Genomic DNA, 14,646 nt, shown 5'->3' with positions numbered 1-14,646 from the left:
ATTATATTGCCATAAACTATAACAACATAAAATTTTTAATTGATTTAATCTCATCTCTTAATTGCGCTGCTTTTTCAAATTCAAGATTTTTTGCTGCATTTAACATTTGCTTTTCCAGTTCTTTTAAACGCTGATTTAATTCTTTTTCACTCAATGATTCAAGATGCTGCTTTTCTTTTATTTCACTATAAAGGGTTTCCGCAACTTCAGGATCATAAATTCCTTCAATAATATCCTTAATCTTTTTCGTTACCCCTTTGGGGATAATTCCATGCTCTTTGTTAAAGAGTATCTGTAACTCTCGGCGACGATTCGTTTCATCAATCGCTTTTCTCATGGAATCAGTCATTTTATCGGCATATAAAATGGCTTTACCATTAATATGCCGGGCAGCACGACCAATAGTTTGGATTAACGAGCGTTCTGAACGTAGGAAACCTTCTTTATCTGCATCAAGTATCGTTACTAAAGATACCTCAGGGATATCAAGTCCCTCACGCAATAAGTTAATTCCAACTAATACGTCAAATAATCCTTTTCTTAAATCACGAATTATTTCGACGCGTTCAACCGTGTCAATATCAGAATGTAAATATCTTACCTTTATAAGATTTTCTTCTAAATATTCTGTTAAATCCTCAGCCATCCTTTTGGTTAACGTAGTAACTAGTACTCTCTCACCCACCTTAACTCGTTCTTTAATTTCCGAAAGTAGATCATCTACTTGATGTGTTGCAGGTTTAACAGTAACTTCTGGGTCTATAAGACCTGTTGGACGCACCAGTTGCTCAACAATTTGGCCTGCATGCTCTTCCTCATAACGCGCTGGTGTTGCAGATATGAAAACTGTTTGTGGCATTAGTTTTTCAAACTCATCAAATCGAAGTGGACGATTATCTAATGCTGAAGGTAATCTGAAACCATAGTTAACGAGATTTTCTTTTCTAGAGCGGTCACCTTTATACATCCCTCCAACTTGAGGAACCGTAACATGCGATTCATCCAAAAACATTAGGGTATTTTTTGGAAGATATTCAATCAATGTAGGAGGCGCCTCACCTTGATTTCTCCTTGAGAAATGTCGAGAATAATTCTCAATTCCCTTACAAAAACCTATTTCATTAAGTAGCTCTAAATCATAGCGTGTACGTTGCTCTATGCGTTGTAACTCAACAAGTTTATGGTCCCGTGCAAACTCTTCCATACGACTTGTTAACTCAAGCTTAATTGATTCAATAGCTTTTAAGACCGTATCTCGTGGAGTTACATAGTGACTAGATGGATAGATAGTAAATCGACCTAATCGTTGAGTGGTTTTGCCCGTAAGTGGATCAAATAACATCAGAGATTCTATCTCATCATCAAACAGCGTGACTCTCAAAGCCATTTCACTGTTTTCTGCTGGGAAAATATCAATCACATCTCCTCTAACGCGAAATATACCTCGTTTAAACTCTAATTCATTGCGCGTGTATTGCATTAAAGTCAATTTCTGAATGATAGCTCTTTGATCTATTTTTTCGTTTTCTTTAAGATGCAAAATCATTTGATGGTAATCACCCAAATCACCGATACCATAAATAGCAGATACTGTGGCAACAATAATACAATCTTTTCTTTCCAACAATGACTTAGTGGCTGATAACCTCATCTGCTCAATATGCTCATTAATACTCGAATCTTTCTCTATGTATAAATCACGTGCTGGAACATAAGCCTCAGGCTGATAATAGTCATAATAGGAAACGAAGTATTCCACAGCGTTTTCAGGAAAAAACTCTCTTAATTCTGAATATAATTGAGCTGCAAGCGTTTTATTTGGCGCCATAACAAATGCTGGCCGACCTGTTCTGGCAATGACGTTTGCCATAGTAAAGGTTTTACCAGACCCAGTTACCCCTAGCAGAGTTTGAAATTGGAGCCCATCCTCAATACCCTCAATAATCTTATTAATGGCATTAGGTTGATCTCCAGCTGGCTTGAATGGAGAGTGCAAACGATAAGGGCTATTGGGGAAAGATTGAATCACTGCTAAAATATCCTTTTAAATAACGTTTAATCATATCATTAAGGATCATGATGTCGAATACTCTACTATCAAATATAGAAATGGCCCCCAAAGACCCAATTTTGGGGATTACGGAAGCATTTAATGCTGATAAAAACCCTAACAAAGTCAACCTTGGAGTGGGTGTTTATACCGATGAAAATGGTAAGGTGCCTTTATTAGAGTGTGTAAAGCAGGCAGAGTCCTTAATTAATAATAAACAAATGCCACGTGGTTATCTACCTATCGACGGCCTAGCTTTATATAACAAAGAAGTTCAGGGTCTGGTTTTTGGTAAAGAATCCTCTGCACTCAAAGATGAAAGAGTAGTCAGCGCACAAGCTTTAGGTGGTACAGGCGGGTTAAAATTGGGAGCTGATTTTTTAAAACGCTTTCATGGTAATGCACAAGTACTTATTTCTGATCCCAGTTGGGAAAATCATCGCGCCTTGTTTGAGACAGCAGGATTTACGGTAAATACCTATCCTTACTATGACGCACAGACACACGGGGTTAACTTTTCAGGAATGATTGAAAAACTCAATCAAAGCCCTACCGGTACAATCATAGTTTTACATGCTTGTTGTCATAACCCTAGTGGTGTTGATTTGAACGACGAACAATGGATACAGATAATTAAGACGGTCAAAGAACGAAATCTTGTACCATTTCTTGACTTGGCTTACCAAGGATTCTCAAGAAGTATTGAAGAAGATGGAAAAGTAATTAAGTTGTTTGTTGAATCTGGGATAACAACCTTTGTTTCTAATTCCTTTTCTAAGTCATTTTCTTTATATGGTGAACGTATTGGTGCATTCCATATTGCTTGCCAGTCAAAAGATGAAGCATCAAGAGTGTTATCACAACTAAAAAGAGTGATAAGAACTAACTATTCTAATCCACCAGCACATGGCGCTCAGATTGTAGCGACAGTTCTAAGTACCCCAGATTTAAGAGCGTTGTGGGAGAAAGAGCTCGGACATATGAGAGATCGAATCAAAGAAATGAGAACACTTTTTGTATCCCGCCTCAAAGAAAAACTACCTCAACAGGACTTTAGCTTTGTAGCTGATCAAAATGGTATGTTTTCATTTTCAGGACTGACTAAAGAACAAGTGCATGCTATGCGTGATAACTACTCTGTCTACGCCGTTGACAGTGGGCGTATATGTGTAGCAGCGTTAAATAATGGAAATATCGACGCTGTAGTTAATGCAATAGTAGGAGTTTTAAAGTAATTAAGTCTAAATTTTTATGTAAAAAAAATGAAAAATATTGACCAAAACATAGTTAATGTTTAAAATCTTATTTTTCGATTCCCTGATAGCTCAGTCGGTAGAGCGACGGACTGTTAATCCGCAGGTCCCTGGTTCGAGTCCAGGTCGGGGAGCCAAATATAAAAAAAGGTTTGCTAATTAGCAAACCTTTTTTTTAACTACTTACTAGATCACATTAAGTTTTATTTACTTACTCATTCATTCAACAGTTGCAAATCTTTGTATTTTTTCAATAAAATAGTGAAAGTTATCTGCTGTCTAGATACTGAAAGCGGGTCTTATTAATTTAAATTTACTACTTAAATAAATACTAATTGACTATGTATCTTTATTACACCTTAGTTGTTATAAAAACACTCTTTATTTGCTCTTTATTAATTTTATTTGTTAATTTATTAAATAAAAAATAGGCATTTTTTCTTACCTAACAAACTTTAAACTCGTCCCCCCTCACTCTCTCTTTACAAAAAAATCAATTAACTCTTATCTATTGAATATTTAATTGGCAAACTGTTGTACATGTAAATAACGCTCTATTACCACTAATATAAGAAAACACTTAGATTATAAAAAAATTATAAGAAATAAATGAAGCGTCAAATAACATATCTTCATAGATAAGACCACACAGAAAGATAATTCTAAATAAAGAGAGAAAATATAGTAAATAATAAATATCAGCACAATATTTACATATATACCATTTTGTATACACGTAATTAAAGTATTTGTCTTATGAAGTAAATGTCAAACTGGTGTAGTAAAAGTTTTAAAAAGAAAAAATAAATAACTTATCAGTTATGAGAGTCAAACCACTATCATCGACACTATAAATATTACTTTAATAAATATCTCGTAATATTTAGACGAGCAAAATAAATAACTAAAACATTTTGATAGATCAGGCTAAGGGGAATTATGTGTGAATATTATGTAAAAGCAGATCCAATCCAATATGAACAACGTTCCCGAACTTTACGTATTCATGGGATATTAACAACTATACGTCTAGAAAATTCTTTTTGGGATATTTTGGCGGAAATGGCTGAGAGTGAAGATGCAACAACAAATGCATTAATTACTCAATTCCACGATGAAATACTTGCACATAAAGGAGAAATACCTAACTTCGCCTCTTTTTTAAGAGTAACGTGTGTGAGATATCTTCGTAAAAACATGATTCATCTGGAAAAAGAGCTTGAAAAAAGTTCTGGAGTACACAGCATTATTAGCGAAGGAGACAACGTTCATACATTACCTACAACATCTAACCCCTCATCTGATTTTGAAGAGGAAATAGAAACTAATGTAGTTAAAGTGTTGAAACGTTAATTTTTAAAATATACAAGATTATAAATAATAGACTCATCAAAGATAATTAAAAGTCCATTCAAAACTTTATTCTATTTCTTGTAACACTCATACCATTGAGTGGTATTTTTAACAACATAAACTACGCTCAACATAACGGGTACTTCTATTAGTACCCCCACAACAGTCGACAATGCAGCACCGGATTTAAACCCGAATAAACTAATAGCAGTAGCTACTGCTAATTCAAAGAAATTACTTGCCCCAATTAATGCTGAAGGACCAGCAACGCAATGCATTTCTCCAAAACGTCTATTTAACCAATACGCCAATGAAGAAGTAAAATAAACTTGAATTGTTATAGGAATAGCTAACATGACTATAACTAATGGTTGCTCAATAATCTGATTACCTTGAAATGCAAAGAGAAGGACTAAAGTTATCAATAAGGAGGCAATAGAAAAAGGACCTAACCTATTTAATGTTTTTTCTAATAAATCTCCTTTACTAATAATTACTTTTCTCCATAACTGTGCTAATAGTAAGGGAAAAATAATATATAAGACGACAGATACAACTAACGTATCCCATGGAACAGAGATAGATGAGATACCAAGCAACAGGGCAACTATGGGGGCAAAGGCAAAAATCATGATGGTGTCATTAAGAGCTATCTGGCTTAAGGTAAATAATGGCTCACCATTAACTAGTCTACTCCATACAAATACCATAGCAGTACAAGGAGCTGCAGCCAAAAGAATTAAACCAGCAATGTAACTTTCGATTTGTTCATGCGATAAATAATTTACAAATAAGTGACGTATAAAAATCCAGCCTAATAAAGCCATAGAAAACGGTTTTATTGCCCAATTAATTAAGACAGTAATACTAATACCCCGCCAATGTTGTTTAACTTGATTAATTGTTTTGAAATCAACACGTAATAACATAGGTATGATCATTATCCAGATCAAAAAACCAACTGGAAGATTAACTTGTGCCACTTCTAGAGTTGCCAGCCAATGAAAAGGTATTGGAAAAAAATGACCCAGTGTAATACCAAAAATAATACACAAAAAAACCCATAACGTTAGATAACGTTCAAAAATACTCATAGTGGTTACTCTAAGTTAATCTTCAATACGGCCGATTTCTGATAATTGATGTTTAAGTGTTAATTTATCAATTTTTTCAATTGGAAGAGCCATAAACAGCTGAATACGTCTAGCTAATTGACTGTATGCCTTCCTAAACGCATCTCGCCTTGCCTCTTCTGGCTCAACATGTGCGGGGTCTGGAATTCCCCAATGCGCCGTTACAGGATGCCCAGGCCATACGGGACATACTTCACCTGCCGCATTGTCACAAACAGTAAATACAAAATCAAATTCAGGAGCATCTGGTTGACTAAACTCATCCCAGCTTTTACTTCTTAATCCAGAAACACTAAAACCCATTTCCGAAAGTAATTCAATCGCCATAGGATTAACTTTTCCGGTTGGATTACTACCCGCGCTAAAAGCTCTAAATTTACCGTTCCCTAGGTGATTAAAAAGAACTTCACCTAAAATACTACGAGCAGAGTTACCGGTACATAACACTAATACGTTGTAAATTTTCTCCATAATATTACCCGTAATAAATTAATAATCTAGCAACGTTGTATAAAGTCAGGTAAACACTCTTCACCTGAACAACAATTTTCGGTTAAGAATGTCATTAATTCATTCATCACCACAAAATGAGCTGAATAAATTACAAAACGACCTTCTTGACGTGAATGAACGATTCCACCAATGAGTAACTCTTTCATATGAAACGATAGTGTTGATGGAGGAATCTGAGTTAATTCACTAATTTTTCCAGCACTTAGCCCAGTTTTACCCGCCTTAACCAATAGGCGAAATATTTCTAATCTCGATTCTTGGGCAAGTGAAGTTAATGTTAAAACAGCATTTTTTATTTCCATATTTCTATAATAATAGAAATATGGAAATAAAACAACAATTTTCTAAAAATGTTCTAAATATTCTTAATATTCTTATAATGTATGGGTAAATAATTAACAAAGTATAATATTAATGAACAAAAACAAATTTGTTTTCATATCAATTGGTCTAATTATTCTATTTATATTGATTACCAATATGATGCATTCGCACCTAGTAAGAAGCGGTATGATGTTGAATAGACCATCCATGCAAAAAGAAGCGTTAGTTAAAACTTCCCATATATTTGTTGACGCTCAGGTTTCTGAAGAGTTAACTTCTTATATTAATAATAATCACCTCCCCTGTTTACAATGTCATGAAATAAATACAAATAAAGTTGGACCTGCATATGTAACAATTGCGCAAAAATATATAGGGAAAGAAAACGCCAATTTAATCTTAGCTAGCCACATCGCAAATGGCTATGGAGCAATGCCTGGAGAACTTGCCAATACATTGCAGGCAAATGATCTTGCGAATTTAATTATACGAATCACAAAAAATATGGCTGAGAAATAATCATAAATAGGAAGAATCGATCTTAATTAGTGTGTTTTTTCTTTAATCTTATAATACAAAAAATCCAAAGAAATTTTACCTGGTCCCCATACCACTACCAATAGCAATAAGATTCCCCAAATATAGTGGTACATCTTTCCTGCATTTTGTAAACTATAGGCATAAGAAATGTAGGCGACGAAATTCACAAAAAACAATCCCAAACTCGATAATCTTCCTAAAACACCAAATATCAATAAAGTCGGAAAAATCAACTCGCCACCAGTTCCTAACACTGCCGCAACATGGGGTGATAATATAGGCACATGAAAATCGTTTTCATATAGATACTCAGTAGTTGTCCAATCATTAACACTATCTAATCCAGATTTTAAAAACGAATAGGCAACATACAATCTTGCGATTAGTAATAACACGTCTCTTGTTATAACAATATATCTTTCTATCCAACTATCAATATTAAATAAATATCCAAATAGTTTAGTCATGGTACATCCTTAGGTTAATTATTAATAAATTGAATACCTGCAATCCAATTTCTATTGATTGCATATGTTAACCATTGTTTAAAATCAAATTTATGACTCATTAGTTCAAGAGCATCAAGTAGAGAATGATTTTTTAAATATTGATAAAAAAGAACATAGTCTTCATCAATATGTTCTACTTGTAACTGAAATCTATTTTTTGTGTTTAAAAAATAGAGAGCAATAAACTGTTTTTGATCTGTTCCAACAATTACAGGTTTATTTCGCGCGATTGATTTATATGCGTTATATACATCAATTAGTGGCCATTCTGTCTGAAAAACAACTAAATGCTTAGGAAATAAAATCGTAAAATAACTAGGATCATGCTTAAAAAGTACATTCAAATCAAAGGGATTACTTTCAAATTCAGAGATAACAGAGCTATAAAACAACTCTTTTTCAAATTTAACTAGATCTATTAAAAAAGAAGAGCTAAATCCTTTTAGTGAAATATCTTTTAAATAAGTATCCAGTTGATCACCATAAGTAGTTATATTTCCTGAATGAGTTGGATAGTGAAAAAAATAATTATAGTTAATTGTCTTAAAATTATGACTTTCAATTAACCAATATAAAATTGGATATTTTTGTATCAATAGATTTAGAAAATTTTGATGAAAGTGTCTTTGATAAACACCTATACCACTATGATTATTTATTTGATATTTGTCTGTAACTATTTCATTGAATAAATACAATTGTCGTTCTAGTTCAGTCATATTTATTCTCAATAATTTTTTCTTGAATACTTTTTATTCTATCGGCTATATTTATTAAAACATCTAACTGTGGAATATTTTCATCCCATTCTATGGTAGTTGGAATGTGTTTTTTTACACGGGATATCAGATACTCATACCACTCCCAAACCTCATCGGAAGGGGACGCTGCATGATCATCAACTATTATTCCAACCTGGTTTGAGCAACCTGCTATATGTATTTCGCCAATTTGTGAAGAGGACTGTAAACTATCTAATAAGTTATTAATCCACTGAAAACCTGCATCAACAACATTTTTTGATTGTAAATTAAGAAGATTTACATATAAATTATTTAAATCTAGCAATAATCCACATTCTGTAGTGTTCAAAAGTTGAGTAATAAATTGAACATCTGAAAATTGATCATCATTAAAAAAAATATATTGACTTATATTTTCTAAAAATATTTGTCTTCCTAAAAACTGTTGAACTTCATTTACATGTTTTGATACCAACAATAACGACTCTTTCGTAAAGCCTATCGGTAATAAATCATGTAAATCATATGATTTTTTAGTTTTTTTTATTACTCTCGAGAAGGATAAGTGATCAGATAAAATAAATGGTTTTATATTGTCTATCAGTAATCTTAATTCATACATATGGCTTTTATCTAAGCCAGTTGCACTACCTATACTTAACCCTACCCCATGTAAACTAACAGGGGAAGATTTTCTAATTTGTTCAAGAAATTTTAAGTTGAGCGAGTCTGTACTAAAGAAATTCTCAGAATGAACTTCTATGTAATCAACTTGATGGCGTGTAGACAAAAACTCACTATAGTGAGGTTGCCTTAAACCAATTCCATTAATTAAATTCGCCATTTCATTGCCTAAAAAAGGGCAAAATTTGCCCTTTTTAATTATGAATTACGCTTAATCATCATTTCTTCAAATGCTTTCACCTTTGCCGTATCGTGAACAATATCCATAGCTTCATCTTTTGATAAACCTCCCATTTTTTTACATTCATCTTGAGAGACAACCTTGAAATCACCAGGGTTATAATTCTCAGATGAAGTTCCTTTACAAGTATGGTTACCTGTTAGTCCTGCGCAGCCATTTTGACCAGCTTTAGCTATACCAAAACATTTACCCAGTGAATCTGCATGGCTACTAACAGGAATCGTTGTAGCTGCTATTGATACTACAGATAATAATGCTGCTTGAATCATTGCTTTTTTACTCATTTTTCTCTCCAAAAATTTAAAATAACAATAAACTTATGATAGTTACTGTATTTAGTCGTAATATAAAGGGATTTATTACAGATAAACTTGAAAAAGTTAAAACTGGAGATGTTAGTTAACTGATTTTTTTATAGATTTTTTTTGTAAGATATAACCAACAAGAGAAGCAACGCAGCCAGAAAAGGCACCAAAAAACAAAGACCATCTAGGTCCATATTTATCAGCAATCCAACCTACTACAGGTGCGCCTAAAGGTGTACAGCCCAAAAATATACCCATATAAATAGCCATTACCCTACCCCTTAATTCAGGAAGTGTAGACAACTGTACATAACTATTCGTAGTTGTAGTAAAGATCTGAGCTAAAGCACCAAGACAGCCCAATAAAATTCCAAACAAAACAACATTAGTTATCATTGAGGTTATCATTCCAATAACACCAAAAAATATAGAGCTCAATATAAGAATATTTATATTATAGATTTTTTTACCGGCAATGAATAAAGCACCAGAAATAGATCCGATAGCCATCATTGACGACAATAATCCATATAAATGGGCACCACCATGAAAACTAGTGATAGAAACAGTAGAAATAAATACAGGAAAATTTAAACCATATGTACCTAAAATAAATAACATAATAAAAGTAGTAACCAATTCAGGTTTGTTTCTTATGTATATTAGGCTCGATAAAAATCCTCCAGATATATTTTTTTGTTTTTTAGCTTTAAATAGCTCATCTTGCCTCATGTAGACAAGTGATACTATAACCGCAGCAAATGATAAGCTATTTAGTAAAAATACCCAACCAGCACCGATTATTGAAATCAATATTCCAGATACTGCTGGACCAACTAGTTGTGCGCTATTAAATAAAATAGAATTTAATGCCACTGCATTAGATAAATCTTTATCCCCCACTAACTCAGTAACAAACGTCTGTCTTGCGGGTGAATCAAACGCACTAATGCATCCCACTAAACCTGCAAATAAATAAACATGCCAAAGAACAATTAAATCAGTTAAAACAAGAATACCTAGACATAAAGCAGTCAAAGCCAAACCAATCTGAGTAACAATAAGTAAACGTCTGTGATCACACTTATCAACAACCTTACCAGCAACGGACACCAACAAGATGGGTGGTCCAAATTGTAAAGCCATTATTATGCCAACAGAAGTTCCACTGTGATTGGTTAATTGAGATAAAACTAACCAGTCCTGTGCAATACGTTGCATCCACGTACCAATATTTGAAACAATTGAGCCAAGAGCCCAAATCTGGTAATTGAATTTTGTTAAGGATCGGAATGTGTTTTTCAAGAATATCGTATAAAAAATAAATACTTTTTAAATTATATTCTGAAATTAGGAGAGTTTGTATGGAATCTAATTAATAATAGAATACACACTAAAATAATGTGTATTCTGACTATAGATAAAATTAATTGATTTTTAGTGACATACCATTAGTACCACTTTTTTTACTTAAAGTAAGTACTAAAATACCGTTTTCATAATTGGCATTTGAAGTTTTTTGATCAATTGAGGTAGGTAAACTGAAAGAACGAGATACAGAACCATAGTAACATTCACTACGAATAACTTTTTCATCTTCAGTTTTTTTATCTTCTTGTTTGATCTCAGCAGAAATAGATATATTTTTATCATCAATATTTATATTAATGTTTTCCTTTTGTACGCCTGGTAACTCAGCCCGAATTACATAAGCATCATTATTCTCTGAAATATCTACATTAAATGTACTTGGTAGTGTATCACCATGTAAAGGTCTAACTAAATAACCTAATGAAGGATAATCAGAAAAAAAATCACCAAATAAATCTTTACTTAATCTAGATAATTGACTCATAAAGCATTCTCCTTTTGGTATTAATAAGAAAAAATAAATTCATTCATCCAATAACGATAACTGTAATTGGGTCCTTGAAACTCACCTGCATTACTACAACCAGCTCGCGCTCTAAAAAATATACGAGAATATACTGGACTATCAACACTACCCTCTATTAATTTTGTAACTGTGGAAGGTGTTCCTGTCACATATTGTCTTCCTACACCAGCAAATCCAGATATTACCCATCCAGAAAGATGCTGCCTAATCCCTAGACCAGCAAGACTTTCTGAATAATAATCAGGATTAAAGTAATTGTTTGGAAGTTGTGTGTTGGTGTCACGAAATTGTCTATATCGCAGTTGTAAATTTACACCTTGATTTGGAAACAAATCATAAATTAACTTTGCTTTAACTAACCATCTTTTGTTTCCATCTGATATATCCATCATGCCCAGTAACCCAACCAAAGATAATCGTTTAATAAATTGATGCTCTAATGAAACACCACTTAAAGTATAAAAAATTCCGCTATCTAAAGAAGGTTGAGTTTCAATACGATCTCGATTTACGAGTAATTGAGTATTAGTAGTTGTATTTATTTTAAAATTTATTTGGCTATCAGTAACTAATAGATGAGATCCATTTAAGTTATTTACATTTAAATTAATATTGTATCCAGACCAATCCTTTAGATTATAGTTGTTATAGATAAGTCCATACTGATTAGCAGTTTTAGACCATGAATTTTGACTATAGTGATTGTTTTGGTAACTTATACCTACAAAATGACCTGGGTCTGAATATTGAGGATAAAATCCTCCTCCAATTTTTGATATATTTAATCCCTCACTATCATTTGATAAATAAAGGTTGGGTATTGAAATCCCACTAAATCCCCCTACACTTTCTGCATAAATATTAACAATGAAGAGATTCAAAATTAATAATAGTACTAGTCTGGTCATTGTTTTGTACCCCAGACTTTTTTAAAACCTAATAATTCAGAAATATATCCATATACACAAGCAGGCTGTAAAATCAGTCCATAAGCCAATATATATAAAATAAAACCTAATAAATTCTTTCTGATAGTAATGTTTTCATTTATGAAGGTATGCCTGGCAGCACGATACATAATATTATTTAAAATCAAAGAAGGAGGGATTAAAGCCAATGTCATAGGACCAACAATCCAGAAGCGTCCGGTTAAAGCCAGAATTAATCCGGGTATAAAACCAAATGTATAAGCAATATCTATAAATGGAAATAGTAAATTCCACCAAATATATATACTGTTTAATCGTAATTTAAAAATTATTTGTGGGTTTTGTTTAAATGCTTCTATTAATCCCCTTGACCATCTTTGTCTTTGTTTAATAAATTGAAGTAATGTATCAGGACACTTAGTAAATACACAGGCGTTTTCAGCATGTCCAACCCGCCAACCAGTTTTTAAGATATTCCAAGTAAGTACAATATCTTCACCAACCATATTAGGCCAACCACCTAATTTTGATACCGTTTGTCTTTCATATAATGAAAAAGCGCCTTGTGCAACTAACGTACCTTGATACATTGATTGAATTCTTTTGACAGCACTAATCCCCAAAAAGTAATCCCACTCTTGTACCTTTGTTAACCAGTTTTTTCTAGAATTACCTACAAGTATGGTTCCTGCAACTGCTTTAGTATTGGGAGGATCAGACAGATAACGAGAAACGAGATTTTTAATTGAGTTTTTTATTAATAAACAATCTGCATCTATTGTAATAACCAAGTCAGAAAGCAAATAGTTCAATCCTATATTTAATGCATTAGCTTTACCTTTATTAATTGTCAAATCGATTAAAGTTAACAAATCAGCACTGAGTTTTAGATCTAAAATTTTTTTCTTTGTATTATCTTGCGATCCGTCATTAACAATATAGATATGAATAGATGATGGATAATCTTGACTTAATATACTTTTAATTGTTTCTTGTATAGTATTTTCTTCGTTATATGCGGCTATTAAGATATCAATATTTGGATAACTATCAATTTTTTTAAATATTGGTCGTTTATCAAATAATAGAGAAAAAAATACAAACATATTGATAAAGCCAGGAATTATCGCAATAAATGTAATTAAAAAAAATGCAACAAATTGACCTGTAATTATTGAAAGTTCTTCAAACCATCTTTGCGAAACCCATATTGAAAAAATAGCCCAATTAATTGAAATAAAAGTAGCGATAGAGAATTTATACTTGATAGATAAATGATTATTCATAATTAACATTCAATTTAACGTTAACTAAATGTTATTTATGAATTGGTGGATTAGCTATCTGTCAAATTACATATTTTGTTTAATTGATACAGTAAGTGTGATTCTTTCCATTTTGCTTTACAAAAAGTAATGCTTGATCAACTTTTTTTATCAATTGATCAATTGTTAAAACATTATCTTTGGTAAGATTTTCTTCAGCCTTATAAATTGTAATACCTATACTTACAGTAATTTTAGTTTGTTGATTAAGTGCTATTTGATATGAATGTTCACTGACTACTGTTCTAATTCTGTCAGCAACAATTTTAGCATCATTAAAGTTAGTTTCAGGTAAGACTATTAAAAACTCGTCGCCACCTATTCTACCTACGTGATCGATATTTCTTACTACTTTTAAAAAATCTGCAGCAACATTTTTTAATACATAATCACCTATCGGATGGCCGAGACTATCATTTATACCTTTAAAATTATCAACATCAATAATTATTATTGCTAATGGCTTATGATTTCTGTTTGCTCGAAATATTTCTTGATTAGCTTTGTGAAAAATCTCTCTTCTTGAATACAAATGTGTAAGTTCGTCATATTGCAAATCTCGTTTTAAGCGTTTATTACTTAAAATTAATTTGGTAATAAAAATACTTGTAATGAACGATAAAGAAATAGGACTGTTATATAACATTTTAAAAACAAAAACATAATCAAAATGTGGGTATATTAATGTACACAAGTAATATGTAAGCATACCTAATATACAAATTAATATAATCCATAGGGAAATAGTTACATGATTGTATGATTTGTATAACATGCCAAATCCTTAACGATATTTGATATTGGCATATTAGCGTCTCATATTTCAAAACATTAGTTCAATTAAGAC

16 protein-coding genes and 1 tRNA gene are annotated in these 14,646 nt (G+C 32.2%); 4 read left to right on the top strand and 13 right to left on the bottom strand.

Features of this window, described 5'->3' with window-relative positions:
- Positions 1-16 precede the first annotated feature (16 nt).
- Positions 17-2,029 (bottom strand): excinuclease ABC subunit UvrB, encoded by a 2,013-nt coding sequence (uvrB, locus tag FV185_RS03470; RefSeq protein WP_067493563.1) that lies wholly within the window; start codon positions 2,027-2,029, stop codon positions 17-19.
- Between the two features lie 47 nt (positions 2,030-2,076).
- Between uvrB and FV185_RS03465 the strand changes: the two genes are divergently transcribed.
- From FV185_RS03465 to FV185_RS03455, 3 genes are all read left to right on the top strand, one after another.
- The gene (locus tag FV185_RS03465) at positions 2,077-3,285 is read left to right on the top strand and encodes an amino acid aminotransferase (RefSeq protein ID WP_229347211.1); all 1,209 of its coding nucleotides are present in this window, start codon (positions 2,077-2,079) and stop codon (positions 3,283-3,285) included.
- Between the two features lie 79 nt (positions 3,286-3,364).
- Positions 3,365-3,440: transfer RNA gene (locus FV185_RS03460), tRNA-Asn, on the top strand.
- An 802-nt stretch (positions 3,441-4,242) separates the two neighbouring features.
- Entirely contained in the window at positions 4,243-4,656 is a 414-nt protein-coding gene (locus FV185_RS03455; RefSeq protein ID WP_082787007.1) for a ribbon-helix-helix domain-containing protein, read from the top strand.
- Positions 4,657-4,727: 71 nt separating this feature from the next.
- On the opposite strand, the gene arsB is transcribed toward FV185_RS03455, so the two are convergent.
- From arsB to FV185_RS03440, 3 genes are read right to left on the bottom strand one after another with little or no spacing between them, the layout of a single operon-like run.
- Positions 4,728-5,750, bottom strand: coding sequence for an ACR3 family arsenite efflux transporter (gene arsB, locus FV185_RS03450; RefSeq protein WP_067493559.1), 1,023 nt, complete (start codon positions 5,748-5,750; stop codon positions 4,728-4,730).
- Between the two features lie 15 nt (positions 5,751-5,765).
- On the bottom strand, positions 5,766-6,263 hold the full coding sequence (locus FV185_RS03445; protein ID WP_420710390.1) for an arsenate reductase ArsC: 498 nt from the start codon (positions 6,261-6,263) through the stop codon (positions 5,766-5,768).
- A 23-nt stretch (positions 6,264-6,286) separates the two neighbouring features.
- The gene (locus tag FV185_RS03440) at positions 6,287-6,604 is read right to left on the bottom strand and encodes an ArsR/SmtB family transcription factor (RefSeq protein ID WP_067493555.1); all 318 of its coding nucleotides are present in this window, start codon (positions 6,602-6,604) and stop codon (positions 6,287-6,289) included.
- A gap of 229 nt (positions 6,605-6,833) precedes the next feature.
- Here FV185_RS03440 and FV185_RS03435 point away from each other — a divergent pair, with 229 nt between their 5' ends.
- Positions 6,834-7,145 carry a c-type cytochrome gene (locus tag FV185_RS03435; protein ID WP_156474164.1) on the top strand — a complete coding sequence of 104 codons (312 nt, stop codon included), beginning with the start codon at positions 6,834-6,836 and terminating at the stop codon, positions 7,143-7,145.
- A gap of 26 nt (positions 7,146-7,171) precedes the next feature.
- On the opposite strand, the gene FV185_RS03430 is transcribed toward FV185_RS03435, so the two are convergent.
- From FV185_RS03430 to FV185_RS03390, 9 genes are all read right to left on the bottom strand, one after another.
- Positions 7,172-7,633, bottom strand: a complete 462-nt coding sequence (locus FV185_RS03430) for a DoxX family protein (RefSeq protein ID WP_067493551.1) — start codon at positions 7,631-7,633, stop codon at positions 7,172-7,174.
- A gap of 14 nt (positions 7,634-7,647) precedes the next feature.
- The gene (locus tag FV185_RS03425) at positions 7,648-8,394 is read right to left on the bottom strand and encodes an HvfC/BufC family peptide modification chaperone (RefSeq protein ID WP_067493549.1); all 747 of its coding nucleotides are present in this window, start codon (positions 8,392-8,394) and stop codon (positions 7,648-7,650) included.
- Complete coding sequence (locus tag FV185_RS03420) at positions 8,387-9,262, bottom strand: DUF692 domain-containing protein (protein ID WP_067493547.1); 876 nt, start codon at positions 9,260-9,262, stop codon at positions 8,387-8,389. Before FV185_RS03420 ends, FV185_RS03425 begins: the two co-directional genes overlap by 8 nt.
- A gap of 38 nt (positions 9,263-9,300) precedes the next feature.
- On the bottom strand, positions 9,301-9,627 hold the full coding sequence (locus FV185_RS03415) for a BufA1 family periplasmic bufferin-type metallophore (RefSeq protein WP_067493545.1): 327 nt from the start codon (positions 9,625-9,627) through the stop codon (positions 9,301-9,303).
- Between the two features lie 111 nt (positions 9,628-9,738).
- On the bottom strand, positions 9,739-10,953 hold the full coding sequence (locus tag FV185_RS03410; protein ID WP_067493543.1) for an MFS transporter: 1,215 nt from the start codon (positions 10,951-10,953) through the stop codon (positions 9,739-9,741).
- Between the two features lie 121 nt (positions 10,954-11,074).
- Positions 11,075-11,503, bottom strand: a complete 429-nt coding sequence (locus tag FV185_RS03405; RefSeq protein WP_067493541.1) for an Hsp20/alpha crystallin family protein — start codon at positions 11,501-11,503, stop codon at positions 11,075-11,077.
- Between the two features lie 20 nt (positions 11,504-11,523).
- Positions 11,524-12,453, bottom strand: coding sequence for a hypothetical protein (locus FV185_RS03400; protein WP_067493539.1), 930 nt, complete (start codon positions 12,451-12,453; stop codon positions 11,524-11,526).
- Positions 12,450-13,760, bottom strand: a complete 1,311-nt coding sequence (locus FV185_RS03395) for a glycosyltransferase family 2 protein (RefSeq protein WP_067494249.1) — start codon at positions 13,758-13,760, stop codon at positions 12,450-12,452. The genes FV185_RS03400 and FV185_RS03395 overlap by 4 nt, the downstream gene beginning before the upstream one ends.
- 79 nt (positions 13,761-13,839) lie before the next feature.
- Positions 13,840-14,574, bottom strand: coding sequence for a GGDEF domain-containing protein (locus FV185_RS03390; protein WP_067493537.1), 735 nt, complete (start codon positions 14,572-14,574; stop codon positions 13,840-13,842).
- Positions 14,575-14,646 lie beyond the last annotated feature (72 nt).

It is taken from the genome of Ferrovum sp. PN-J185 (assembly GCF_001581925.1).
In the GTDB taxonomy this organism is placed as follows: Bacteria; Pseudomonadota; Gammaproteobacteria; order Burkholderiales; family Ferrovaceae; genus PN-J185.
This window is presented reverse-complemented; position numbering and strand designations above follow the sequence as displayed.